We start from the raw sequence: 22,647 nt of genomic DNA on the forward strand, positions 1-22,647 counted from the left end.
ACCGGCCTTCCGAACTCACCAGCATGAGCAGAAAAATCGATGGAAAAGACGTTCATCCGTGAGACCTCCGACGGCCGCAAGGTCGAGGTCATTGGTCCTTTCGTCTGCATCGACGGCCAGCCGGTCGCCGAGGGCGTCGTCGAGGTCAAGGATCATCCCAACAAGCGCGCCATTCTGCATACGCTCCCCAACGCCGCCTTCATGGCCGGGCCCGTCGTGCTGACGGCCGAGGAGGCCTCGGTGGTGCGTGGCGCGCTGTTGATGGCCAAGCCTTCGCCGACCGATCCGGTCGCGATCAACGACCAGCTGCGCAAGGCCGTCAACGCCCGCAATCGCGAGGCCGGCATCGAGTGAGCGGGGCGCCTGCTCAATAATCGACGGCGACGAGATAGAGCCCATGCGGCGGGGCGACCTGGCCGCAGCGGGCGCGCTCTCGCGCCTCGAGCGCCGCGCGAAGATCGGCGGCGCTCCAGCGGCCGGAGCCGACATGCTCCAGCGAGCCGGCCAGCGAGCGCACCTGATTGTGCAGAAAGGACCGCGCCGAGGTCGTGATCTCGATCAGCGAGCCCTCGCGGCGCACGTCGAGCCGCTCCAGCGTGCGGATCGGCGATTCGGCCTGGCATTCGGTCGAGCGGAAGGTCGTGAAGTCGTGGCGGCCGACCAGAAGCTGCGCCGCCGCATGCATCGCCGCGGCGTCGAGCGGGCGCTTCACATGCCACATGCGGCCGCGCTGCAGCGTCAAAGGCGCGCGGCGATTGTCGATGATGTAGCGATAGTGACGGCGCACCGCCGAAAAACGCGCCTCGAAGCCCTCGGCGACGCCGCGCGCCTCCAGCACGGCGATCGGGTCGGGACGCAGATGGGCGTTGATCGCGTCGCGCAGCCGGTCGGCGCGCCAGTCGCGCGTCAGATCGACATGGGCGACCTGTCCGAGCGCATGCACGCCGGCGTCGGTGCGGCCCGCTCCATGCACGACGCGCCGCGCGCCGCTCTCGAGCGCCGCGACCGCCTCCTCGAGCCGCTGCTGGATCGAGACGCCATTCTCCTGGCGCTGCCAGCCGACGAACGGGCCGCCGTCATATTCGATGATGAGCGCGAAGCGGGGCATTGAGCAGGGGGAGCTGGAAGAGAGAGGCCGGCGTCGGCCTCTCTCGAATGTCGTGAATGCGTCAGCCGGCTTTGATCTCGGCTTTGGCGGTCTCCAGCAATTCGTCGAGCGTGCGGCGAATCTGATGGTCCGACTGCGCGACGCCCGCCGCCTCGAAATCGGCCTTCACCTTGGCGAAGACCAGCTCCGTCGCATCGGCAGAGGCCTCTGCGGCGACGAGCGCCGCGGCGTAGCTCTCGGCCTCGGCGGCGCTCTTGCCGAGCTGCTCGGCCGCCCACAAGCCGAACAGCTTGTTGCGCCGGGCCTCGGCGCGGAATTGCAGCTCCTGCTCGTGAACGAAGCGCTTCTCGAAGGATTCCTCACGCTTATCGAACGTGCTCATCTGGACCTCGACTGTTTCGGCCGCCTCGCGAGAAGCGCTCGCGAGGCATGCGCCCTATATTCGGATTTAGGGTGGAATGCTAATGACGTTCACCCCGATTGATAAAAATTCAGTCAAGTTGTAACCGCTCGCCGATTCGGCTAGACTCCCGTCGCGGGTTGTAACCGCCGCCGGAAAGGGATAGGACCCCGTTCCATCCGCGGCCGCTGCGAACGCCGCTCCGGGTCGACGTCCTACCGCCGCAAGGCGGGCCGGCGACGCCGCCGAGAGCCGAACCGAGGGAGCCACGGCCCGACAGATGGACTTTCTCAAGCCCCGGTTGATCCCCATGAACCGCCGTCGCCGCATTTACGAGGGCAAGGCCAAGGTCCTCTATGAGGGGCCCGAGCCCGGAACCTTGATCCAGCACTTCAAGGACGACGCCACCGCCTTCAACGCCAAGAAGCACGAGGTGATCGACGGGAAGGGCGTGCTCAACAACCGCATCTCGGAATTCATCTTCCAGCATCTCAACGACATCGGCGTGCCGACGCATTTCATCCGCCGGCTCAATATGCGCGAGCAGCTGATTCGTGAGGTCGAGATCGTTCCGCTCGAGGTGGTGGTGCGCAATGTCGCCGCCGGCTCGCTGTCGAAGCGCCTCGGCATGGAGGAAGGCACGCAGCTGCCGCGCTCCATCATCGAGTTCTATTACAAGAACGACGCGCTCGACGATCCGATGGTCTCCGAGGAGCATATCACCGCCTTCGGCTGGGCGACTCCGCAGGAGATCGACGACATCATGGCGCTGGCCATTCGCGTCAACGACTTCCTCTCCGGCCTCTTCCTCGGCGTCGGCATTCGCCTCGTCGACTTCAAAATGGAATGCGGACGACTCTGGGAAGGCGACATGATGCGCATCGTCGTCGCCGACGAGATTTCTCCCGATTCTTGCCGGCTGTGGGACATCAAGTCCAACGACAAGCTGGACAAGGACCGCTTCCGCCGCGACATGGGCGGCCTCGTCGAGGCCTATACGGAAGTGGCGCGCCGCCTCGGCATTCTGCAAGAGAACGAGGCGCCGCGCCCGAGCCAGCCCAAGCTGGTACAATAAAAGGCGGAAAGATCGAGCGCGCTTCCTTCTCCCGCTTGCGGGAGAAGGTGGCCTCGCGAAGCGAGGTCGGATGAGGGCGCCTCGGGTTTAGTGGATTGCTTCACCGAAATTGACGGGAGCCTGAAGGCCCGCGGTCAAAGCGCGGATTTGCGAGCCTTCAGGCTCGCTTCCGCATTCACCGCGCAAAATCGCAACGCATCCTCATCCGACCCGACTTCGTCGGGCCACCTTCTCCCGCCAAAGCGGGAGAAGGAGCGCGCTAACAGGCTCCGTTTGCGGATTATTGCGCGGCGAGCTTGATCTCGGGATAGGTACAGCGCTCGCGGCTCTCGGGATCGACGTGGAGATGCTGCGGCGGCTCGACGAAGGCGATGCCGAGCGTGTTCCAGACATCGACCATCGCTTCGACCAGCGTGACGATATGCTCGCCCGTATGGCAGGGCGTCGGCGTGATGCGCAGACGCTCCGTCCCGCGTGCGACCGTCGGATAATTGATCGGCTGAATATAGATGCCGTGCCGCTCGAGCAGCATGTCGCTCGCGGCCTTGCACAGCTCCGCCTCGCGCACCATCACCGGCACGATATGCGAGCCGTTCTCCAGCACCGGCAGGCCCGCGGCGCCGAGCGCGTGCTTGGTGATATGGGTGGCGCGCTGATGCGCGGCGCGCAGATCGGGGCGCGTCTTCAAGAGGCGCACAGCGGCGGTCGCCGCCGCGGCGACCGCCGGCGGCAGAGCTGTGGTGAAGATGAAGGACGCCGCATAGCTGCGGATCGCGTCGATGATGACGCGATCGCCGGCGATATAGCCGCCGAGCGTGCCGAAGCCCTTGGCCAGCGTGCCCTCGATCACATCGATACGGTCCATCACGCCGGCCTGCTCGCAAACGCCGCCGCCGCGCGCGCCATACATGCCGACCGCATGAACCTCGTCGATATAGGTCATCGCGCCATAACGCTCGGCGAGCGCGGCGATCTCGGCGACCGGCGCGATATTGCCGTTCATCGAATAGAGGCTCTCGAAGACGATGAGCTTGGGCCGCGCGCCGGCCGCGGCGAGCAGCTCCTCGAGATGGCCGAGGTCGTTGTGGCGGAAGATCTTGCGCTCGGCGCGCGAGCGCTTGACGCCCTCGATCATCGAATTGTGATTGGAGGCGTCGGAGAGGATGAGACAGTCGGGCAGAAGATCGGCGATCGTGGAGATCGCCGCGAGATTGGAAATCCATCCCGAGGTGAAGACGAGCGCCGCCTCCTTGCCGTGCAGGTCGGCGAGCTCGCTCTCCAGCTCGACGATCGCATGGCTGGTGCCGGAGATGTTGCGCGTGCCGCCCGAGCCGGCGCCGACGCGCGCGGCGGTGTCGACCATAGCGGCGATCACCTCGGGGTGCTGGCCCATGCCGAGATAATCATTGGAGCACCAGATCGTCACATCCTGCGTCGTGCCGTCGTCCCGGTGCCAGAGCGCGCGCGGGAAGCATTCGACGCAGCGTTCGAGATGGGCGAAGACTCGGTAACGGCGCTCGTCCTGGAGACGTGTGATCGCCGTCTCGAAAAAGCGCCGGTAATCCATGTGACAGTCCTTCATGCCGCTGTACGGGGAGACTAGGAACTCTCGCCCCTCGCGGTTTCAGCGCTATCGCCGCGCTGCTTCCGCTTTGTGCGTTTTGCTACATAAACCATCCGCCTCGGCTTGGCGAGGGGCAGATCGTCGCGCCGAGCAGAAGTCACGAAACGGCCGCAAATCTCCGCGGCGCCGCGGCGCCCGTGCTGCGCCGCGGCATAAATCATGCCGGCGCGCGCGCTGAGAGCGGGAGGCGCGCTTCGAGCGCCGCGCCGCGCGGCTCGGCGGGGCGAAACGTCAAACGCCCGCCGAGCGCCGCGACGCGCTCGCCCATTCCACGCAAACCCATGCCGCGCAGGCCCATGCCCTGCTGCGCCGCAGCGTCGAGGCCGGCGCCGTCGTCGCGGACAGCGATGCGCAATTCCGGCCGCCCGTCCGACATTTGCGTCTCGACCGTCACATCGACGCGCGTCGCGCGCGCATGGCGGAACACATTGGTCAGCCCTTCCTGCGCGATGCGATAGGCGGTGAGCGCCGTCGTCTCGTCGAGCGCCGCGTCGGCGCGGCAGAGGAGGTGGATCGCCACCTCGGGACGTCGCTCCCGCCAGCCGCTCGCCAGCGCCTCCAGCGCGCCGGCGAGGCCCAGCTCCTCGAGCGCCGCCGGCCGCAGCCGCGCGAGAATGCGCCGGTTGACCTGCTGCAGCGCCGCGATCTGCTCTTCGATGCGCGCGCAATCGGCGCGGCGGTCGTCGTCGAGCCGGCGGGCGAGGGCGCAGAGGCCGGCGCGAATGGCGAAGAGGAAGGGACCGATCTCGTCGTGGAGGTCGCGGGCGATGTCGCGCCTTTCCTCGTCCTGCACGTGGAGAAGGCGGTCGATCAGCGCGCGATTCTCCTCGTCGAGCCGGGCGAGCGTTTCGGCGAGCTGCTCGACGCGCTCGGCGATGGCGACGAATTCCGGCGCGCCGCCGACGGGAACACGCAGCGAGCGCTCGCCGACGCGCAGCCGCTCCAGCGCCTCGCCGAGCGCCGAGACCGGCGACAGCGCCCGTCCCACCGCCAGCGACACGATGGCGAAGCCGGCGAGCGCGAGGCCGAGCGCGCCGAGCGCCAGCGCCGCGACCTCGCTCCAAATCTCGTCGATCTCGTCGCCGGGGTCGGCGGCGAGGACGAGCTCGCCGTCCGGCCGCCCCCGCCCGAGCGTCATGCGGGTGACGCTCGGCGGCGCAGCGACGAGAGCTGCGAACCAGGCCGGCGCGCGCCGCGGCTGCTCCGCCGTCGCGGGAGCGCCCGCGTCCGCCATGTAGATGCGGATATGGCGCAGCTGCTCGACCTCCGCCAACAGGCGGCGCAGCGCGGCGACGGGGTCCTCGGACTCCTGGAGGCTCGCGAGCGCCGTGCCGGCGAACTCCCGCGCCAGCCGCGCAGTGCTGTCGGATTCGGCGCGCACGCGCTGGGCGGCGTGCAGCATCAGCAGGCCAACGCCGACGCAAAGGCCCGCGGCGAGCGCGGCGCCGAGCAGAGCGAGGAGGCGGGCGCGGAGCGAAAGAGAGCGGAACATCGGCCGCGAGCTTTACAAGCTGCGCCGCTTTTCCGTAAGGGACGATCCGTCCCGGCGCTCGCGATCGACGCGCCCAAAGGAGGCGGCTCGCCGTCATGCGCGTTTTGATCGTCGACGATCATCCGATCATCGTCTCCGGCTGCGCCGCCATTCTCGCGGCCGAGGGCGACATCGAATCGCGCGACGCCGGCGACGCCGACAGCGGCCTCGCCGCCTTTCTCGATTGGCGGCCCGATGTGACCGTCGTCGACATCAATCTGCCCGGCGCCTCCGGCTTCGAGCTGACGCGGCGCATTCTGCGGCATGACGCCCAGGCGCGCGTCGTCGTGTTCTCGATGAACGATGACCCGATCTTCGCGGCGCGCGCGATCGAGGCCGGGGCGCGCGGCTATGTCGCCAAGAACGACGATCCCTTTCTGCTGCTGAAGGCGCTGCGCGAGGTCGCCGCCGGCGGCCTGTTCCTGATGCCGCGCATGGCCAATCGACTGGCCTTCGACAAGACGCTCGCCGATCCGCTCGCGGGCTTGAGCGCGCGCGAGCTGGAGATTTTGCGCATGCTGGGCAAGGGGCTCAGCCTGAGCGAGATCGCCGAGGCGGCGCATGTCTCCTATAAGACCATCGCCAACAGCTGCTCGCTCTTGAAGCGCAAGCTCGGCGCGCGCACGCCGATGGATCTGGTCCGCATCGCGATCGAGCAGCGGCTCTCGTGAGCGTTCATTCCGGCGCGACCTTGCGGCAGATGTCGACGATGGTTCGGCGCAGCCAGGCGTGGGCGGGTTCCTTGTCCTGCAGCGAATGCCACACCATCAACAGGTCATAGGTCGGGAACTCGATCGGAATCGGCACGATCTCGAGCGGCGCGATCCGCACGAAATGCTCGGCGATGCGCAGCGGCAGCGAGAACACGAGATCGGTATTGGCGACGATCCACGGAGCCGAGAGGAAATTGGGCACGACCAGCGAGACCTTTCTCGCGAGGCCGCGCGCCTCCAGCCAATCGTCGATGAGGCCGGTGCCGGCCTCGCGCCGCGACATCAGCATGTGCTTGGCGGCGATGAAGCGCTCGAGCGAGACCTCGCCGTGGGAAAAATCCGGATGTCCGCGCCGCACCAGCGAGACGATGCGGTCCGTGTAGAGGCGCTCGCGGTTCAGATAGGGCGCCTGATCGAGGATCACGTCGAAGCCGATGACGAGATCGACATCCGCCGCCTCGGCCGCCTGACCCAGCGAGCCCTGCGTCTGCACGAGATGAATCTCGATATTGGGCGCTTCCAGTCCGACGACCTGCATCAGCGGCGGCAGCAGGCAGAACTCCACATAATCATTGGTGGCGATGGTGAAGCGGCGCTGCGTCGTCGCCGGCGAGAACTCCTTGGAGCTGCGCAGCACCTGCTCGACCTCGGCGAGCAGCGCCGCTATGGGCTCGACCAGCGAGAGCGCGCGCGGCGTCGGCCGCATGCCCTGCGGCGTTTTGACCAGCACCGGATCGTCGAGCTGCTGGCGCAAGCGCTGCAGCACATGGCTCATCGCCGACTGGCTGATGAACATCTTCTGCGCGGCGCGCGAGACGCTGCGCTCCTCGAGCAGAAAATTGAACGCCACCAGCAGATTGAGATCGAAATTGCGCAGCTCGGTCATGTCGCTCCACCATTGTCCGCGAGGCTGGAGCGCTATCCGATCCAATCGGATCGGATAGCGCTCCAGCAGTCTTTCGTTCGAGCGAATTCTGATCGATCGAACAATTCCGTTCGATCGGAAAGCGCTCTAGGCTCGCGCGTCCGCATGGCGCCAGAACGACAGACGCCGGGCCACTGAAAAGTTTCGATAGCCCAATGAAAACTATGCATTTTACGCAGCGATGAGACGACCTTACCCCTTCTCGGGCGCTTCTTGGAAGAGGCGCGCAGCCCTCTTGAAGGCAACGAGGAGAGAAACATGAGTCTCACGACAGAAGCCGCCGGCCGGGCGAAAGCGGCGGACGACGCCGAGGTCATCGTCGATATGAAGCCCTTATGGATGGGCGCGGCCGCGCTCTGCACCTTCTATCTGATCGTGCGCATCTATGAGCAGATCTATGGCTGGCGCGCCGGCCTCGATTCCTTTGCGCCCGAGTTCCAGACCTATTGGCTCTCGATCCTGTGGACCGAGATCCCGCTGGAGCTCGTCAGCGGCCTCGCTCTCGCCGGCTGGCTGTGGAAGACGCGCGTGCGCGACATGTCCGCCGTGACGCCGCGCCAGGAGATGCGGGCGCTCGTCGACAATGTCAAATGGCTGACGATCTACGCCATCGCCATCTATTGGGGCGCGAGCTTCTTCACCGAGCAGGATGGCACCTGGCACATGACGGTGATCCGCGACACCGACTTCACGCCGTCGCACATCATCGAGTTCTATATGAGCTATCCGATCTACTCGATCATGGCGGTCGGCGCCTTCTTCCACGCCAAGACGCGCATCCCCTATTTCGCCAAGGGCTATTCGCTGGCCTATCTCATCGTCGCCATCGGCCCCTTCATGATCATTCCGAATGTCGGCCTCAACGAATGGGGGCATACCTTCTGGTTCATGGAGGAGCTGTTCGTCGCGCCGCTGCACTGGGGCTTCGTGTTCTTCGGCTGGATGGCGCTCGGCGTGTTCGGCGTCGTGCTGCAACTCTTGATGCGCATCAAGGCGCTGCTCGGTGAGGACGGCGTGCAGGCTGTCATCGGCTGACGCTCCGATACCCCGATTGCTCCCAGGGTTTCGAGAGCCGAGTCGTCCTTCCGGAGAGACGCCGGAAGGACGATGACCGCGCGCCGGCTCGGCGCCGCGTCAGGGATGAAACCAGAGTCCTGGACGCCAATTCCAGCGCCCGCTCTCCCAACCCCAATGCCCGCGCACCCAGAAATGCGCCGGCGAGGGACGTGGCGGCGGCGCTTCCATCATGGCCGCCGGCATCGCCGGCACGACGCCTTCGACATAATGTCCCCGCGCCCAGAACCATTCATTGCCGCGCCAGACCCAGTGGCCGGGAACCCAGGCGACGCCGACGCGCGGGGGTGGGGGCGCCGCCTCGGCGAGCGGCGCCGGCATCGCTCGCTCGACGAGCACGGCTTGCGCCTGCGCGACTCCCGCGGCGCTCGAAGCGACGATGGCCGCCGCGAGCGAGAGCCCGACGACCCATCTCCTATAATGCAACATGATCTGCTCTCCGGTAATCTCGGTTGTCCGACGCACTCGACCGTTGCGACGAACGGTTCGTAATAAAGCGGGGCTCGACTGAACCGTCGATGAACCGCTTCGCTTCGGGTAGGCGCCGCCGCGCCGGCGATCTCTTTCGCAACCGCGAGAGAATCCGGCGCCCGAGATTTGAACAACATCGAAAAATTCGTTATTTTACAGATATTAGGAAGTCGCAGCGGCGTCTTGACACGAACTGGCGCTGCCCATATGTTGCGCGCGGCTCGAACGAGTTGGCCGCACGGCCTGTTTCGCATCGCGTCGAATTCCCTTCCGTCGCCCCTGTCCGGGCGTTTCTCGGCGATCATCTATGAAGCTCGCGCATATGCTGGACCGCGCGGGGAGATAGCCGATGAGAGACGCCGAGAAAAATGTGAGCGACGCCGAGCTTCGCGCCCGTCTGGAGCAGCTCCAGGCCGCGTTGCGCAAGCAGGAGGAGGATCGACGCGAGCAGACGTCCGGCGGCGGCTTGCAGATCGGCGGGTCGTTCGGGCGGGCGATGAGCGTCGGCTTCACCGTCCTTTCGGAATTCGTGGCGGCGATCCTCGTCGGCGCGCTCATCGGCTGGCAGGCGGACGTCTGGCTCGGCACGAAGCCGTGGTTGCTGGTCCTGTTCCTGGGGCTCGGAGTCGCGGCGGGGTTCTGGAATGTGTTTCGTCTCTCGCCGCCGAAAGGGGCGGGGGGCGGCGGGTGACAACAGGCGGGCCGACTCCTTCGGCTCCGCGGAGACGAAGGGCCGGACGCACGTCCGGGACAGGCGATGAATCCTATCGAGCAGTTCGAGCTCCAACGCATTGCGCCGTATTACATCGGCGGCGTCGACGTCTCCTTCACCAATTCCGCTCTCTATATGCTGCTCGCGGCGCTCGCGGCCATTCTGCTGACGATGGTCGCCACCTCCAAACGCGCGCTGGTGCCGGGTCGCGGCCAGGCGGCGGCCGAGGCGCTCTATGAATTCGTCGCCAACACCGTGCGGCAGACCGCGGGCAAGGAGGGGATGCGCTTCTTCCCCTTCGTGTTCACGCTGTTCACCTTCATCCTGATGTCGAATCTGATCGGCCTCGTTCCCTATACCTTCTCGCTGTCGAGCCAGATCGTCATCACTTTCGCCTTCGCGGCCGTCGTCATCACGCTCGTCGTGCTCTATGGGCTCTATCGCCACGGATTCGGCTTCCTGAAGCTGTTCGTGCCGCATGGCGTGCCGGCGCCGGTGCTGGTGGTGCTGATCCCGATCGAGATCATCTCCTTCCTGTCGCGGCCGATCTCGCTGTCGGTTCGTCTCTTCGCCAATATTCTCGCGGGCCATATCACGCTCGCCGTGTTCGGCGGCTTCGCGGTGATGCTGATCGGCGCGGGCGCGTGGTCGGTGCTGTCGCCCATTCCGGTGCTGGCGGTCGTCGCCATGTATGCGCTGGAGCTGCTGGTCAATTGTCTTCAGGCGTTCGTCTTCGCCGTCCTCACTTGCGTCTATCTCAACGACGCGATTCACCCGGGCCACTGATAAATATCCAACAATAAATGGTCGCCCTCAAAAGAGCAGGAGTTCTACAATGGCTGATGCGTCTTCCTTCCAGCTGATCGGCGCGGGCCTCGCCGCCATCGGCACGGGCGCCGCCGCGATCGGCGTCGGCATCATCTTCGGCAATTTCGTGAACGGCGCGCTGCGCAATCCGTCGGCCGCCGCCGGCCAGTTCACCAACGCCATCATCGGCGCGGCGCTCGCCGAAGGTCTCGGCATCTTCGCGTTCCTGATCGCGATCCTGCTCTACCTGAAGTAATCGCATACGAAGGCCCGGCCGCAACGACCGGGCCTTCGTTCCGTCCGCGCAGATCGACACAAGTTTCGGAGCCGACATGGCGAATATCGTTCTCGCCGCCGCCGAGGAAGCGGCGCACGAATCCCCGGCGCATGGCGCCACGCAGGGAACCGTCGAGCATCACGGCGGGGGCGACTTTCCGCCGTTCGACGTCAATAATTTCGCCCCGCAGCTGGTGTGGCTCGCGCTGATCTTCGGCCTGCTCTATGTGCTGATGTCGCGCATCGCTTTGCCGCGCATCGGCTCGATCCTCAGCGACCGCGAGAGCCGCATCGAGAGCAACCTCTCCGCCTCGCGCGAGCTGCAGACGAAGGCGCAGGCCGCCGCCGCCGAGCATGACGAGACCTTGCGCGCCACCAAGGCCCAGGCGCAGGCGATCGGCCGCGACGCGCAGCAGCAGGCCGCCAGCGAGACGCAGACGCGTCGCTCCGCGCAGGAGGCCGAATTCGCCAAGAAGCTGGCCGAGGCCGACGCGCAGATCTCCGCCGCCAAGGCGCAGGCTCTGTCGCATGTCGAAGAGATCGCCACCGAGGCGGCGGGATCGATCCTCGAGAAGCTGACCGGCGCGCGCATCGCCGCCGATACGCTGCGCGGCGAGTTCCAGATCATCAAGGCGAGCTGAGGAAAGTCTTAACCCATGCATTTCGACGCTGAACTCTTCGTCGCCGTCGGTTTCGGCATTTTCGTCGTCGTGCTCTTCTGGGTCGGCGCGCATAGGAAGCTGGGAGCCGCGCTCGATTCGCGCGTGCATCGCATCAAGAGCGAGCTCGCCGAGGCCGAGCGCCTGCGCTCGGAGGCGGAGATCCTGCTCGCCTCCTTCGAGAAGAAGCGCGAGGAGGCCGAGGCCGAAGCCAAGGCCATCGTCGCTCAGGCGAAGAGCGAGGCCGAGATGCTCGCTCAGGAAGCGCGCCAGCGCCTCGAGGAATTCGTGACTCGTCGCACCAAGCAGGTCGAGGACAAGATCGCCCAGGCCGAGGCTCAGGCCGCCGCCGAGGTGCGCGCCAGCGCCGCCGAAGCCGCGGTGAAGATCGCCGAGGCCGTGCTCCGCAAGGGCGTCGCCGGGACGGATTTCGTCTCCGCCGGCATCAAGGATGTGAAGTCGCTGGCGCATTGAGCGGGTTTCGCCTTCTCCCGCGCTCCTGGCGGGGGAAGGCCTACGACCAATCGGGGGAGCGTCATTGCGAGGAGCGAAGCGACGAAGGAAAATCAGAGCCGCCGCGAAATATCGGAAGATGTCGCCTCACGGCTCTGGATTGCTTCGCTTCGCTCGCAATGACGAACCTTTCGCTGGGATGCATCAAGAGATATTTTCGCTTGGTTCAAATGCATGAAGGCCCCGGAGCGCTGAGGCTCGCGGGGCCGGATATTTTCGCCTGTAGCGAAAAGTCTGGGAAGCTCCAGAAGGGATTTACGGAGAGCGTTGCGCTTGGCCTTCGCGTGTAGCTCTCCGTCGGATATCAGGAATTTGGCGTGCTCCGAAATCAGCGCTCGATTTCTTCGCTGCGCCTTCGACCTCCAGTGAGGTCAATCGTTCTGACCCGGTGGCGTCATGCTCCTCTCGCAAGTTTCGCATGATATCGACCGGCGTGATTGCTCGCGTCGATCCGCACCATCGCGTTCCCCCGAGGTCCCGCTCGGTCGGGTCTCCGCGAGGCCGGCGTCATTCGCCTTACACCCCGCGGCCCGTTCAGTCGCGATAGGTGAATGCTGATCCCGATTCGTGAATTCGTCAAGCGGCTTTCGAGAGAGCGCGGCGCGGCGTCTCATCCGCCCTCCTTCGTTGGGCCGGAGGGCTCACAAAGGCTTTTCTTCCGCGGCGCGCCGCGCTAGCGAAGACGACGCCGCCGCGCGAAGACGCGGCGATCCGAGGGGGAACGCATGAGCAACGACGAAGGCGATTATCGCTATTTTCTCACCTACAGCGGCGTCAGCCTGCCGCTCAATCTGGTGTCGCCGCTCGCGGCGAACGACCTCAATAACCGCAACACCTATTTCCGGGCGCGCTATGATGACGCCGACCGGCTGCTGTTGGCCGAAAAGCTCGTCTATGGCGAGGTCGAGCTCAGCCACGCCTATGAATATCGGGCGGAGGGCGGGCTCGCCCGCGCGGTGATCGTGCTCGGCGAAGATGAGACCGAGGTCCTGTTCGACGAGAACGGCAAGCAAATGAGAGCGTGACGATTCGGGCGGACCGGCGCTCGGCCGGCTTCGGCCACATAGCGGGCAACCTTCCACGAAAGAGGATTTCATGCCGCTCTATGCCTATAGCTGCGATTCCTGTGGACATGGCTTCGAGACGCTTGTGCGCTCCGACGACGTTCCGCAATGCCCCGCCTGCGGCGGCGCCGATTTGACGCGCCAGCTGTCCGTGATCGCCAAGCCCGCTTCCGGCGGAGGCGCTATGGCCGAGGCGCCTTGCGCGTCAATGGACGGGCCTGGGGGCTGCGGCGCCGGCTGCCCGGCCTTTTCCGATTGCGGCTGACCGCCGCGCTCTTGGCGCGCGCAGTCGGCAACATCGCCCGATCGGGCAGGAGCCGCGGCCGCGCCAAGCGGAAATTCCGGGGCTTCCGCGATTTCGGCTGTTGACTTCGACGAAGAGAGTGAGATTCTTTTACTCGCACTGATCCGCCGCCGAGGGGCTCCTTCGGGGCGCGAGCGGCTTTTGCCGCTCGCTCGACGGCGATCCTCCCGGCTCGTCTCGCCACTTCCACCGGTTTCGTCACGTCCCACCGGTTTCGTCAAAGGAGAACATCCATTCGCCGTCCAATGAAGAGCACCGCGGCCCCGCAAAAGGAAGGCCCGCGCATCAACAGGGAGATTCGCGCGCGCGATGTGCAATTGATCGACGCCGAAGGCAAGAATCACGGAGCGATCCCGCTTCTGGACGCGCTGTCGCGCGCCGAGGCGGCGGGCCTCGATCTCGTCGAGATTGCGCCCAACTCCGAGCCCCCGGTCTGTAAACTCCTCGATTATGGAAAATTTCGATTTCTCGAGCAGAAAAAGGCCGCCGAGGCCCGAAAGAAGCAGAAAATCGTCGAGGTCAAGGAGATCAAGCTGCGTCCCGGCATCGACGAGCACGACTATGAAGTGAAGATGAAGGCGGTTCAGCGCTTCTTCGAGGAAGGAGACAAGGTCAAGGTCACCTTGCGCTTCCGCGGCCGCGAGATCGCCCATCAAGATATCGGCTATCGCCTCATGACGCGCGTCAAGGCGGAGACGGCCAATATCGCCAAGGTCGAGCTCGAACCCTCGATGGAAGGGCGCCAGATGATCATGGTGCTCGCGCCGCGGTGAGCCTCGTTTCGAGAAGGTCTCGGTACGCACTTGCCGAGACCTCATGTTTCGGCTTTGTTGCTTTCATGTCCAGACCGCTTCTTCGCGCCATCGGATTCGGCTCGGGCCTCGCGACGGCTTTCGCTCTCTCCGGCGCCCGCGCGCAGCTCGCCCTGCCGGGAGCGATCGCGCCTGCGCCTGCGGGCTCCGTCGCTGCGCCGATGGAGGGTGGAAAGTCGCGTCCGCGCGCCGCCGCCTCCGGGCCGGTCGCTCCCATCGCGCCCAAGCCGCCGAGCGAGGACACGATTGTCGGCCACGCGCTCTATCTCGACGGCACGCGCAGCGCCATCGAGCTGCAGCGGCAGGGCGAGGGGCTCGAGGTCGTCCGCCTCGCGCTCACCGGCGATCGCCTATCGCGATCGGGGGAGGCCTGCCGCATAGAGGTCGTCGAGCGCTTGCGGCTCACCATGCGGAGCACGCAGAGCGGCCTGCGCCGCTACGAGGTGGACTTTCCGGCCTGCCCTTTCACTTTCGACGCGCTGGACGGCGCGATCCTGGTGAGCAACGACGGCAAGGCCTGCGTGCTGAAACAGGCGGATTGCCGCGCCGATCCCAATGGACTGTGGGGCATGGGGGAGAACGAGCTCGACCCCAAGAAGGCGAAGGACATGCTGACGCTGCGGGCGCGCGTCGAGCAGAAGATGCGGAACGACTTCAAGGCGCTCTACGCCAAGATCAAATCCGATAAAGCCTCGCGCAAGGAGCTGGTGCGCGAGCAGGCCGGCTTTTCGGCGCGTCGCGAGGAGATTTGCCGCGCCTATGTCTCCGAAGCGGATTTCGGCTATTGCGCGCTGCGAGTGACCGAGGCGCGCGCGCTCATTCTCGCCTCGCAACTGGCGGACAGCTTCAAGACCGCGGAGACCGGCGGCAAGAAGAAGCGGTGATCTCTCCAGGCGATCGGGTGAAGGATAGATCCCCTAACCCGCGTCTCGAGGAGCCGCCCGTAGGCGGCGTCTCGAAGGACGGCCGCGGAACGCAATCAAAGGTTTTGTCGCCGTTGCCGTCCTCCGAGACGCCCGCTTTGCGGACTCCTCAGAACGAGGATGGCAGGACTGTAGTCCTTTATGCGATCGCCTTGGTGATCTGTCACCCCCCCTTGCGCATCAGCATTCCTTTCGCCGGATCATAGGCGATGAGCGCGCCGGCGGCGAAGACCGTGGTGAAGGCGAGGACGAGGCCGAGCGAGTCCCAGGCGATCTTCTCGTAGAAGGAGAAGCGGATCAGCTCCACCGCATGAGTGAAGGGATTGGCCTGACAGATGCGGTAGAGCAGGGGGCTCGATTCCTGCACGCGCCACAACGGATAGAGCGCGGAAGAGGCGAAGAACATCGGGAAGATGACGAAATTCATCACCCCGGCGAAATTCTCGAGCTGCTTGATCGCCGACGACAGCAGCATGCCGAGCGCGCCGAACATCAGCCCCGAGAGAACGAGCGCCGGCAGCACGGTGAGATAGCCGAGCGGCGTCGGCGGCTCGATCTCCCAGAAATAGGCGATCAGCAGATAGGCGTAGACCTGCAGGATCGACACCGCGACGCCGGCGACGAGCTTCGACCCGAGGAGAAACCAGCGCGGGAAGGGCGAGACCAGCAGCGTGCGCATATTGCCCATCTCGCGGTCGTAGACCATCGACAGCGATGATTGCATGCCGTTGAACAGCTGGATCATCGCCATCAGCCCGGGCGTGATATAGACGTCATAGAGCACATAGGTCTCATAGGGCGGGATGATCGAGACGCCGAGCACCTGGCGAAAGCCAGCGGCGAAGATGAATAGCCAGACGAGCGGGCGCACCAGCGCCGAGACGAAGCGCTCGCGCTGATGCAGGAAACGCAGCGCCTCGCGCCAGACGATTCCGGCAAGACAGATCGCATATTGGCGGGCGGTGAAGCCGGTCGCTGTCGTCATAGGGACTCCGCTCGCTCGAGGGCGAGCCTGAAGGCTCGCGGTCCAATGCACGCTCTGGACTGCGAGCCGTCAGGCTCGCATTCGCGCCGCGCAGGCGTCACGCCGCGTCGCGCATCTTGGCGCCGGTCAGACGCTCGAAGGCCGCGCCGATGGTCTCAGTCCCGGTCGCGGCCATGATCGCCGCCGCCTTGTCGACGGCGAGCGTCTTGCCTTGATGCAGCACGACCACATCGTCGGTCGGCTCCACCTCGTCGATGAGATGCGTCGTCCACAGAACGGCGAGGTTGCGCTCGGCGACGAGCGCTCGCACATGGGCGAGGAGGTCGGCGCGGGCCTTGATGTCGAGGCCGACGGTCGGCTCGTCGAGCAGCAGCAGGCGCGGCTCGTGCAGCAGCGCGCGCAGGATCTCGACGCGCCGCATCTGCCCGCCGGAGAGATCGCGGGCCTTGTCGCCGGCGCGATCGGCGAGGCCGGCGCGCGCGAGCGCCGCGGCGCCGCGCCGCTTCGCCTCGCCCGGGCCGATCCCGTGCAAAGCGGCGTGATAGATAAAATTCTGCATCACGCTCAATTCGAGATCGAGCGTGCGCGCCTGGAACACGACGCCGAGCCGGCGCAGCGCCGCGCCGCTCTCGCGCGCGACATCATGGCCGAAGATCGAGATCGCGCCCTCGCGCGCCGCGTAGAGCCGCGTGATCAGCGAGAACAAAGTGCTCTTGCCGGCGCCATTGAGCCCGAGCAGCACGGTGAAGCTGCCCGGCGGGACGCAGAAGCTCACATCGTCGAGCGCGCGCCGCGCGCCATAAGAATGGCCGACATGCGCGATGTCGAGCGCCAGCGGCTCGGCGCTCATTTGGGCGCCACGGCGATGCCCCAGGGAAAGGCGCCGACAGGAATCGACTTCACCACCTTGAGGCTCGCAGTGTCGATGACCGAGACGTCATTGGAGACGCCATTGGCTGTCAGGAGATATTTTTCGTCCGGCGTGAAGGCGAGATGCCAGACGCGCTGGCCGACCAGCAGATATTTCTCGATTTTTTTCGTCGCTACGTCGATGACGGCGACGCGATTGGCCGGCCCCAGCGCGACATAGGCGCGCTTGCCGTCGCCGCTGAAGGAAATGCCGATCGGCTGGATCGCCTCCTTCGAGAGGCCGGGAATCTCGAAGCGGATTTTATCCGTGACCTTATGGCTCGCCGGATCGATCACCGAGACCGTGCCGCCGATCTCGGAGGAGACCCAGAGCTCCGAGCCGTCGGGCTTGAAGGCGGCGAAGCGCGGCCGCGCATCGACCAGCACATTGGCGATGATCTCCTTCGTCTGCGTGTCGATGAGATGCGCCATATTGGTGGTTTCGGAGGTGTTGACGATGACGCGCCCGTCCGGGCTCACCGCCATTCCCTCCGGCTCGACGCCGACCGGCACGTCGCCGACGCGCTTCTTCGTCTGCGTGTCGATCAGGGTGACGAGATTGTCGTTCTCGTTCGACACATAGACGGTCTTGCCGTCAGGGCTGAGGATCATCAGCTCCGGATCGGGGCCGGAGGGGAGATTGCCGGACACCTGCAAAGTCTTGGTGTCGATCACCTGAATGGTGTCGTCGTCGCCGGCGCAGACATAGAGCTCGGCGCCGTCCTTGGAGATCTCGACGCCGCGCGGCCGGCGGCCGACCTTCACCGTCTTCACCGCGGTCAGTTTGTCCGTGTCGATGACGGTGACGGAATTGCCCTTTTCGTTGGTGACATAAGCGAGAAATGCGTGGGCCGGGGAGGCGACGAGGGCCAGGGCGCAACATAAGACCAGCGCGCGTCCCTTCTCCCCGAAGAGGAGAAGGTGGCCCGGCGCAGCCGGGTCGGATGAGGGCCCCTCAGGACTGGCGAACGGATGGGCCCTCATCCGACTCCGCTTCGCGGGGCTGCCTTCTCCCGCGCGCGGGAGAAGGAAGAGAGCGTCGAGATTCCTCGTCTTCATCACGGCAGCCTGCATTTGGTTTCGGGCTTGTCGACGCCGAGCGTGTCGAGCTCGGTGGTCTGATGCAGAAAGCCCTCCTGCGGCGACACCGATACCGTCATGCGGCCATCCGTCAACAGAATAGGTTGGCGGAGCTGCAGGTTCCAGGGGCGCAGCGACAGGCGTACGCCCTTGAAGGCGGCGATCGAGAAGTCCGCGCCGGTGAGAAAGCCGCGCAGCGCCTTCGGCTCGGCGGAGCCGACGCGGGTCGCCGCCTCGCCGATCATGCGCGCGGCGAGCCAGGCTTGATGGTCGCGCCCGTTCATGCCGCGGCGGAACTGGCGGAAGAAGCGGTTCTGCAACTGCACCGCGCCCCATTGATCATGCGCGGCGTCCCAGCTCACGGGGCGCAGCCCGCCCGAGCCGGCGATGGGACGCGGGTCGAACGTGCGATAGGGCAGATAGGCGCCGAACACCTCGCTCTCGTCGGCGGCGATCAGCACGTCATAGGCGGGCGCGTTCTGCGTCAGCGGCGGAATGAGGCGCTGTGTCTGCACGCTGCCGGAATCAGAGCGCCGCCCGCCCTCCGTGTCGACATAGACGCGCTCGTCGACGATCTTCGCGCCGAATTTTTTCGCGCTGGCGCGGTATGCGGCGGCGAGGAACTCGTCGGCGGGATGCGAGCCCCTGATCAACAGCCAGCGCCGCCACTGCTTCCAGACGAGATATTGGGCGAGGCCGTCGGTGAGCATGGAGCGCGTCGGCGCCACATGGATCACATTGGCGCGGCAGGCCTCCTCGCGCAGCGAGTCGTCCGGCGCGGAGACATTGAAGAGCAGCGCGTCGCGCGGCTTCAGCGCGTCGGAAACGCGCAGCAGATCCTCGGCGGAAAGATCGGCGATGACGAGGCTCGCGCCCGCCTCGACGAGCCGCATCGCCGCGGCGACGGCGTCCTCGTCCGGCGCGAGCTTCGCGTCGAGAGCCTCGAAGCTCTGGCCGGTGAAGCGGCCGGTGGTGTTGTCGTCCTCGGCGCCGAGGCGCGCGCCGGCGAGCGTGTCGTCCTCGGCCGGGAGGTCGAGGATCGACAAGGTCTCGCTCGAATGCGTCTGCCGCAGCACGCCGAATGTGACGCGCAACGGCTCGGCGGCGGCGGGAACGACGAAGAGAGCGGCGATGAGCGCCCCGATTACGCGACTTCTGATCATGGCGCGAATCATACAGGAAAGCGCCGCCCCTTTGGAGGGCGTCAGCGCATCAGCTGCAGCAGCGCCTTCCCGGGCTTCGACTTCAGCTCCTTGGCGTCGAGCGTGCCCTCATTGTCCTTGTCCGCCTCTTTGAACAGCGCGGCGGCATAGGCGAGATATTCGTCCTTGGTGATGGTGCCGTCCTCGTCAGGATCGGCGGCGGAGAAGTCCTTCTTGCCGATGCGCTTGCCGATCTCCTTCTGGTCCAACGTCTTGTCGCTGTCCTTCTCGAGCTTGTCGAAGGTCGCCCCGGCGGCCTTGTCGACCTCGGCGAGGTCCAGCGTGCCGTCATTGTCGGTGTCGAAGGTCTTGATCGGCGAGGGCCCGGCTTGCGCCGAGAGCGTGACGCCGGCCATTCCGAGGCCGGCGCAGAGAGCGGCGGCGATGAGCTTACGATTCATGATCCGTCTCCAGCAAAGGCGTATCGCGCCGAGCGCCCCGGCGTCCGATTCGGGATATATAGGCAATTCGATCCCATCCCACAAATGTGGCGGGACGCGAGCGTTCGCTTCAGCGACGCATGAGGGATATCGCCAGCAGGACGGTGAGCGCCAGACTGAGGCCCTGCCAGAACAGTAGCGGATTGCGGGCATAGAGTGGCGCGGGACGCGGCGGCGGGGGCATGCGCGCCGCGCCATTCTCGAGCTCGAAGGCGAATTCCAGCACATCGCCATAGCGCTCGCGCGGATCGACGGCGACGGCGCGACGCAGCGCGGCGTCGAGCCAGGCAGGAAGATCGGGACGCCGCGCCGACAAGGGCTTCGGCCGGCCGAAGCGCGGTCGGCTGAACGGCTCGACCTCGCCGTAGGGATAGGCGCCGCAGAACATGCGGTAGACCGAAACGCCGAGCGCATAGAGGTCCGAGGCTTCGTCGCCGGCGGCGCCGGCCAGCAGCTCCGGAGCCATGTAGCTCGCCGTGCCGGGCGCGTCCACGAGCGCGAAATCCTCGAGATCGGGCGCGCGGCAGACGCCGAGATCGACGAGCCGCAGCCCGCCGCCGGCGACGAGGATCACATTGTCGGGCTTCACATCGCGATGGATGATCCCGCAGCGATGCAGCGCCGCGAGCCCGCGCGCGAGGCGAATGGCGATTCCGACGCCCTCGTCGAGGCCGAGCTCGGGCGCGCGGCGCAGGCGCTGCTCCAGCGTCTCGCCGGCATAGAAGGGCATGACCGAATAGAGCCGGCTCTGGCGTCCCGCCGGCAGCTCGATCACCTCGCCGACAAAGGGGCTGCGCAGGCGCGCCGCGGCCCAGGCCTCCCTGACGAAGGCGAGCCGATAGCTCGCGTCCTGCGCGATGCGCGGATGCGGAAATTTCAGCGCCAGCGCGGCGCCGCTCGCCTCGTCGCGGGCGCGCATCAAAATGCTGTAGCGGCCGTCCGACAGCCGCTCCTCTATGGCGAAGCCGTCGACGCTCTCGCCGATCTTGGGCGGCTCGCGGATCGGCAGGTCTCCGAACAGCCGGGCGAGGGCGCTCTCGTCGGACGGCGGCAGATCCAGAATATCGATGACGAGGGCGGTGGCGTTGTCGCCGTCGCCGGCGGCGAGCGCCGCTTCGACGATATGGGTCGCGGTCTCCTGCGGCGAGCGCCGCTCGGCCATCAGCGCGCGGAGATCGGCGTGCCGCAGCGCGCCATGAACCCCGTCGGAGCACAGTAGAAAGCGGTCGTGCGGGGCGACGGCGCAGGAGGATTGATCGACGGGCAGCGCATCCTCGAGGCCGATGGCGCGGCGCAGCACATGGCGCATCTCGCCGCCGCCGAGCACATGGTCGCGCGTCAACAGCTCGAAGCCGCCGACGCCGAGCCGATAGACGCGCGTGTCGCCGATATGGAGGATCGAGGCGGTGCGCCGCGCCAGAACGAGCGCGCTGAAGGTCGTCGCCATGCCTTCGAGCGCCGGATCGACGCGCGCCTGCCAGGCGATCCAGCGATTGGCCGCCTCCAGCGCACGCGACGCCGCGCGGGCGACGCCGAGCGTCTCGGGCTGCGAATAATAGCCATCCATGAAGGCGCGCACGCAGGTCTCGGCGGCGACGCGCCCGCCCTTATGGCCGCCGACGCCATCGGCGACGGCGCCGACGACGCCATGCAGCGCGCCGGCGCCGAGCGGAGCGAGGCAGACGGCGACATAGTCCTGATTGTCGGGACGCTTGCCGGTCTCGGTGGCGAAGCCCGCCTCGATGCGCAGATCATGATCGGAGCGGGCCAAGCTCTTTCTCCTTCAGATGCGTGCGCCGGAGACGGCGCCCCAGGTGGTGCGCCAGCGCGTCTTGACGAAGACGAGGCCGACGAGACCGAGCAGCGCGAGCAGGCTGAAGAAGGAGAAGCCAATGGTGAAGCCTCCCGTCATGCCCTTGGAGACCGCGAGCGTCTTGGCGAGGAAATAGCCGCCGAGCCCGCCGGCCGCGCCGACGAGGCCGGTCATCGCGCCGATCTCGGCGCGAAAGCGCTGCGGCAGCAGCTGAAACACCGCGCCATTGCCCATGCCGAGCGCCAGCACGCCGAGCGAGAACAGCGCCACCGCGCCGAAGGCGATGGGCGGCAGCTCTGTGAGGCTCCATCCGCCCTTGGCCGGCGCCGGTCCTTCCGGCAGCAGCGCGATGGCGAAATAGCAGGCGGAGACGACGACGAACAGCGCCGTCAGCGTGCGCACGCCGCCGATGCGATCGGCGATATAGCCGCCGACCGGACGAAAGCCCGAGCCGAAAGCGACGATCAGCGCCACGACGAGGCCGGCGGCGACGCCGGTCGCATGATATTGCGTGGTGAAATAGAGCGGCAGCGCAGAAGCCAGTCCGACGAAGCCGCCGAAGGTGATGAAGTAGAAGAACATGAACCAGCGGCTGTCGGAGTCGGTCAGCAGCCGGCCATAATCGGCGAGCGTGATCGCCTTCTTGGCGACCGGCGCATCCTTGGCGGCGGCGCAATAGACGATGAGCACGAGCGCCATCAGCGCCAGCAGCACGCAATAGACCGCGCGCCATCCGTAAGTCTCCGCGATGGTGGGGGCGAGCAGAGTGTCGAGCACGACGCCCATGTTGCCGGCGCCGGCGATGCCCATCACCACGCCCTGATATTGCGGCGGATACCAGCGGCCGGCCTGTGGCAGAGCGACCGCGAAGGAGGCCCCGGCGACGCCGAGCGATATGCCGAACAGCGCGATGGCGAGCGGCCCGGTGAGGCCGAACACGCAGACGAGCGAGACCGCGAAGATGACCACCGCCTGCGCGATGACGCCGGTGATCTTCGCGCCGACCGCGTCGGCGAGAAGGCCGAGCGGCACGCGGAAGAAGGCGCCGCCGAGCACGGGTATCGCGACCAGCGACAGCTTGTCCTCGACCGAGAGCCCCATATCCTTGGCGATGTAGATCATCAGCGGTCCGAGCGACACCCAAGCCATGAAGCTGACGTCGAAATAGAGAAAGGCGGCGAGCAGGGTCGGCCAATGACCGGCTTTCTCGAAGTCGTCGAGTTTCAT

26 protein-coding genes are annotated in these 22,647 nt (G+C 66.2%); 13 read left to right on the plus strand and 13 right to left on the minus strand.

The window, feature by feature from the left end:
* Window positions 1-39 precede the first annotated feature (39 nt).
* Window positions 40-354, plus strand: a complete 315-nt coding sequence (locus CQW49_RS19220; RefSeq protein ID WP_003612579.1) for a hypothetical protein — start codon at window positions 40-42, stop codon at window positions 352-354.
* A gap of 13 nt (window positions 355-367) precedes the next feature.
* On the opposite strand, the gene truA is transcribed toward CQW49_RS19220, so the two are convergent.
* Complete coding sequence (truA, locus tag CQW49_RS19225) at window positions 368-1,108, minus strand: tRNA pseudouridine(38-40) synthase TruA (RefSeq protein WP_003612577.1); 741 nt, start codon at window positions 1,106-1,108, stop codon at window positions 368-370.
* 61 nt (window positions 1,109-1,169) lie between these two features.
* Window positions 1,170-1,490, minus strand: coding sequence for a DUF1476 domain-containing protein (locus tag CQW49_RS19230; RefSeq protein ID WP_003612576.1), 321 nt, complete (start codon window positions 1,488-1,490; stop codon window positions 1,170-1,172).
* A gap of 298 nt (window positions 1,491-1,788) precedes the next feature.
* Here CQW49_RS19230 and purC point away from each other — a divergent pair, with 298 nt between their 5' ends.
* Entirely contained in the window at window positions 1,789-2,583 is a 795-nt protein-coding gene (gene purC, locus CQW49_RS19235) for a phosphoribosylaminoimidazolesuccinocarboxamide synthase (RefSeq protein WP_003612575.1), read from the plus strand.
* Between the two features lie 280 nt (window positions 2,584-2,863).
* Here the strand turns inward: purC and hemA are convergent, their stop codons facing one another.
* Both hemA and CQW49_RS19250 read right to left on the minus strand, forming a co-directional pair.
* The gene (hemA, locus tag CQW49_RS19240; protein WP_003612574.1) at window positions 2,864-4,150 is read right to left on the minus strand and encodes a 5-aminolevulinate synthase; all 1,287 of its coding nucleotides are present in this window, start codon (window positions 4,148-4,150) and stop codon (window positions 2,864-2,866) included.
* Window positions 4,151-4,364: 214 nt separating this feature from the next.
* Complete coding sequence (locus CQW49_RS19250; RefSeq protein WP_003612573.1) at window positions 4,365-5,699, minus strand: histidine kinase; 1,335 nt, start codon at window positions 5,697-5,699, stop codon at window positions 4,365-4,367.
* Window positions 5,700-5,794: 95 nt separating this feature from the next.
* On the opposite strand from CQW49_RS19250, the gene CQW49_RS19255 reads away from it, so the two are divergent.
* Window positions 5,795-6,409 carry a response regulator transcription factor gene (locus tag CQW49_RS19255; protein ID WP_003612571.1) on the plus strand — a complete coding sequence of 205 codons (615 nt, stop codon included), beginning with the start codon at window positions 5,795-5,797 and terminating at the stop codon, window positions 6,407-6,409.
* Window positions 6,410-6,413: 4 nt separating this feature from the next.
* Here the strand turns inward: CQW49_RS19255 and CQW49_RS19260 are convergent, their stop codons facing one another.
* On the minus strand, window positions 6,414-7,337 hold the full coding sequence (locus CQW49_RS19260) for a LysR family transcriptional regulator (RefSeq protein WP_003612569.1): 924 nt from the start codon (window positions 7,335-7,337) through the stop codon (window positions 6,414-6,416).
* A gap of 297 nt (window positions 7,338-7,634) precedes the next feature.
* Here CQW49_RS19260 and amoC point away from each other — a divergent pair, with 297 nt between their 5' ends.
* Window positions 7,635-8,411: a bacterial ammonia monooxygenase, subunit AmoC gene (gene amoC / locus CQW49_RS19265; protein ID WP_003612568.1), complete on the plus strand. Its 777-nt coding sequence runs from the start codon at window positions 7,635-7,637 to the stop codon at window positions 8,409-8,411.
* A 99-nt stretch (window positions 8,412-8,510) separates the two neighbouring features.
* On the opposite strand, the gene CQW49_RS19270 is transcribed toward amoC, so the two are convergent.
* On the minus strand, window positions 8,511-8,879 hold the full coding sequence (locus CQW49_RS19270; protein WP_003612567.1) for a YXWGXW repeat-containing protein: 369 nt from the start codon (window positions 8,877-8,879) through the stop codon (window positions 8,511-8,513).
* A 391-nt stretch (window positions 8,880-9,270) separates the two neighbouring features.
* Between CQW49_RS19270 and CQW49_RS19275 the strand changes: the two genes are divergently transcribed.
* The 9 genes from CQW49_RS19275 to CQW49_RS19315 all read left to right on the plus strand — a co-directional run bounded on the left by CQW49_RS19275 (window position 9,271) and on the right by CQW49_RS19315 (window position 14,952).
* Window positions 9,271-9,612 carry an AtpZ/AtpI family protein gene (locus tag CQW49_RS19275; RefSeq protein ID WP_003612566.1) on the plus strand — a complete coding sequence of 114 codons (342 nt, stop codon included), beginning with the start codon at window positions 9,271-9,273 and terminating at the stop codon, window positions 9,610-9,612.
* Window positions 9,613-9,678: 66 nt separating this feature from the next.
* Window positions 9,679-10,419, plus strand: a complete 741-nt coding sequence (locus CQW49_RS19280) for a F0F1 ATP synthase subunit A (protein ID WP_003612565.1) — start codon at window positions 9,679-9,681, stop codon at window positions 10,417-10,419.
* A gap of 49 nt (window positions 10,420-10,468) precedes the next feature.
* Window positions 10,469-10,696: a F0F1 ATP synthase subunit C gene (locus CQW49_RS19285; protein WP_003612564.1), complete on the plus strand. Its 228-nt coding sequence runs from the start codon at window positions 10,469-10,471 to the stop codon at window positions 10,694-10,696.
* A gap of 76 nt (window positions 10,697-10,772) precedes the next feature.
* Window positions 10,773-11,357: a F0F1 ATP synthase subunit B family protein gene (locus CQW49_RS19290; protein WP_003612563.1), complete on the plus strand. Its 585-nt coding sequence runs from the start codon at window positions 10,773-10,775 to the stop codon at window positions 11,355-11,357.
* Window positions 11,358-11,372: 15 nt separating this feature from the next.
* The gene (locus CQW49_RS19295; protein WP_003612562.1) at window positions 11,373-11,849 is read left to right on the plus strand and encodes a F0F1 ATP synthase subunit B family protein; all 477 of its coding nucleotides are present in this window, start codon (window positions 11,373-11,375) and stop codon (window positions 11,847-11,849) included.
* Window positions 11,850-12,613: 764 nt separating this feature from the next.
* Window positions 12,614-12,913, plus strand: coding sequence for a DUF6156 family protein (locus CQW49_RS19300; protein WP_003612561.1), 300 nt, complete (start codon window positions 12,614-12,616; stop codon window positions 12,911-12,913).
* A gap of 70 nt (window positions 12,914-12,983) precedes the next feature.
* On the plus strand, window positions 12,984-13,217 hold the full coding sequence (locus CQW49_RS19305) for an FmdB family zinc ribbon protein (protein ID WP_003612559.1): 234 nt from the start codon (window positions 12,984-12,986) through the stop codon (window positions 13,215-13,217).
* Between the two features lie 284 nt (window positions 13,218-13,501).
* A complete protein-coding gene (infC, locus tag CQW49_RS19310) occupies window positions 13,502-14,029 on the plus strand; it encodes a translation initiation factor IF-3 (RefSeq protein ID WP_003612558.1) in 528 nt (175 codons plus the stop codon).
* Window positions 14,030-14,094: 65 nt separating this feature from the next.
* Complete coding sequence (locus CQW49_RS19315; RefSeq protein WP_003612557.1) at window positions 14,095-14,952, plus strand: hypothetical protein; 858 nt, start codon at window positions 14,095-14,097, stop codon at window positions 14,950-14,952.
* 202 nt (window positions 14,953-15,154) lie between these two features.
* Here CQW49_RS19315 and CQW49_RS19320 read toward each other — a convergent pair whose 3' ends face one another.
* The 7 genes from CQW49_RS19320 to CQW49_RS19350 form a co-directional block, all read right to left on the minus strand.
* A complete protein-coding gene (locus CQW49_RS19320; protein ID WP_003612556.1) occupies window positions 15,155-15,976 on the minus strand; it encodes an ABC transporter permease in 822 nt (273 codons plus the stop codon).
* A 97-nt stretch (window positions 15,977-16,073) separates the two neighbouring features.
* Window positions 16,074-16,826 (minus strand): ATP-binding cassette domain-containing protein, encoded by a 753-nt coding sequence (locus CQW49_RS19325; RefSeq protein WP_003612555.1) that lies wholly within the window; start codon window positions 16,824-16,826, stop codon window positions 16,074-16,076.
* Window positions 16,823-17,944: a YVTN family beta-propeller repeat protein gene (locus tag CQW49_RS19330; protein WP_003612554.1), complete on the minus strand. Its 1,122-nt coding sequence runs from the start codon at window positions 17,942-17,944 to the stop codon at window positions 16,823-16,825. Before CQW49_RS19330 ends, CQW49_RS19325 begins: the two co-directional genes overlap by 4 nt.
* Window positions 17,944-19,128: an ABC transporter substrate-binding protein gene (locus CQW49_RS19335; protein WP_024749479.1), complete on the minus strand. Its 1,185-nt coding sequence runs from the start codon at window positions 19,126-19,128 to the stop codon at window positions 17,944-17,946. Before CQW49_RS19335 ends, CQW49_RS19330 begins: the two co-directional genes overlap by 1 nt.
* Before the next feature lie 41 nt (window positions 19,129-19,169).
* Window positions 19,170-19,568 carry an EF-hand domain-containing protein gene (locus CQW49_RS19340; RefSeq protein ID WP_003612551.1) on the minus strand — a complete coding sequence of 133 codons (399 nt, stop codon included), beginning with the start codon at window positions 19,566-19,568 and terminating at the stop codon, window positions 19,170-19,172.
* Window positions 19,569-19,677: 109 nt separating this feature from the next.
* Window positions 19,678-21,378, minus strand: coding sequence for a bifunctional protein-serine/threonine kinase/phosphatase (locus CQW49_RS19345; RefSeq protein ID WP_003612549.1), 1,701 nt, complete (start codon window positions 21,376-21,378; stop codon window positions 19,678-19,680).
* A gap of 12 nt (window positions 21,379-21,390) precedes the next feature.
* Entirely contained in the window at window positions 21,391-22,647 is a 1,257-nt protein-coding gene (locus tag CQW49_RS19350; RefSeq protein ID WP_003612547.1) for an MFS transporter, read from the minus strand.

The sequence above is a fragment of the Methylosinus trichosporium OB3b genome, assembly GCF_002752655.1.
GTDB lineage: Bacteria > Pseudomonadota > Alphaproteobacteria > Rhizobiales > Beijerinckiaceae > Methylosinus > Methylosinus trichosporium.

Bases quoted from the DNA above. Each gene is read 5' to 3' on its own strand.
- CQW49_RS19260 (WP_003612569.1), bottom strand. From the start codon at position 7,337: ATGACCGAGCTGCGCAATTTCGATCTCAATCTGCTGGTGGCGTTCAAT.
- CQW49_RS19330 (WP_003612554.1), bottom strand. From the start codon at position 17,944: ATGAAGACGAGGAATCTCGACGCTCTCTTCCTTCTCCCGCGCGCGGGA.
- CQW49_RS19300 (WP_003612561.1), top strand. From the start codon at position 12,614: ATGAGCAACGACGAAGGCGATTATCGCTATTTTCTCACCTACAGCGGC.
- CQW49_RS19295 (WP_003612562.1), top strand. From the start codon at position 11,373: ATGCATTTCGACGCTGAACTCTTCGTCGCCGTCGGTTTCGGCATTTTC.
- CQW49_RS19335 (WP_024749479.1), bottom strand. From the start codon at position 19,128: ATGATCAGAAGTCGCGTAATCGGGGCGCTCATCGCCGCTCTCTTCGTC.
- CQW49_RS19220 (WP_003612579.1), top strand. From the start codon at position 40: ATGGAAAAGACGTTCATCCGTGAGACCTCCGACGGCCGCAAGGTCGAG.
- CQW49_RS19270 (WP_003612567.1), bottom strand. From the start codon at position 8,879: ATGTTGCATTATAGGAGATGGGTCGTCGGGCTCTCGCTCGCGGCGGCC.
- truA (WP_003612577.1), bottom strand. From the start codon at position 1,108: ATGCCCCGCTTCGCGCTCATCATCGAATATGACGGCGGCCCGTTCGTC.
- CQW49_RS19230 (WP_003612576.1), bottom strand. From the start codon at position 1,490: ATGAGCACGTTCGATAAGCGTGAGGAATCCTTCGAGAAGCGCTTCGTT.
- CQW49_RS19325 (WP_003612555.1), bottom strand. From the start codon at position 16,826: ATGAGCGCCGAGCCGCTGGCGCTCGACATCGCGCATGTCGGCCATTCT.
- CQW49_RS19250 (WP_003612573.1), bottom strand. From the start codon at position 5,699: ATGTTCCGCTCTCTTTCGCTCCGCGCCCGCCTCCTCGCTCTGCTCGGC.
- CQW49_RS19255 (WP_003612571.1), top strand. From the start codon at position 5,795: ATGCGCGTTTTGATCGTCGACGATCATCCGATCATCGTCTCCGGCTGC.
- CQW49_RS19315 (WP_003612557.1), top strand. From the start codon at position 14,095: ATGTCCAGACCGCTTCTTCGCGCCATCGGATTCGGCTCGGGCCTCGCG.
- hemA (WP_003612574.1), bottom strand. From the start codon at position 4,150: ATGGATTACCGGCGCTTTTTCGAGACGGCGATCACACGTCTCCAGGAC.
- CQW49_RS19305 (WP_003612559.1), top strand. From the start codon at position 12,984: ATGCCGCTCTATGCCTATAGCTGCGATTCCTGTGGACATGGCTTCGAG.
- amoC (WP_003612568.1), top strand. From the start codon at position 7,635: ATGAGTCTCACGACAGAAGCCGCCGGCCGGGCGAAAGCGGCGGACGAC.
- CQW49_RS19350 (WP_003612547.1), bottom strand. From the start codon at position 22,647: ATGAAACTCGACGACTTCGAGAAAGCCGGTCATTGGCCGACCCTGCTC.
- purC (WP_003612575.1), top strand. From the start codon at position 1,789: ATGGACTTTCTCAAGCCCCGGTTGATCCCCATGAACCGCCGTCGCCGC.
- CQW49_RS19285 (WP_003612564.1), top strand. From the start codon at position 10,469: ATGGCTGATGCGTCTTCCTTCCAGCTGATCGGCGCGGGCCTCGCCGCC.
- CQW49_RS19340 (WP_003612551.1), bottom strand. From the start codon at position 19,568: ATGAATCGTAAGCTCATCGCCGCCGCTCTCTGCGCCGGCCTCGGAATG.
- infC (WP_003612558.1), top strand. From the start codon at position 13,502: ATGAAGAGCACCGCGGCCCCGCAAAAGGAAGGCCCGCGCATCAACAGG.
- CQW49_RS19320 (WP_003612556.1), bottom strand. From the start codon at position 15,976: ATGACGACAGCGACCGGCTTCACCGCCCGCCAATATGCGATCTGTCTT.
- CQW49_RS19275 (WP_003612566.1), top strand. From the start codon at position 9,271: ATGAGAGACGCCGAGAAAAATGTGAGCGACGCCGAGCTTCGCGCCCGT.
- CQW49_RS19290 (WP_003612563.1), top strand. From the start codon at position 10,773: ATGGCGAATATCGTTCTCGCCGCCGCCGAGGAAGCGGCGCACGAATCC.
- CQW49_RS19280 (WP_003612565.1), top strand. From the start codon at position 9,679: ATGAATCCTATCGAGCAGTTCGAGCTCCAACGCATTGCGCCGTATTAC.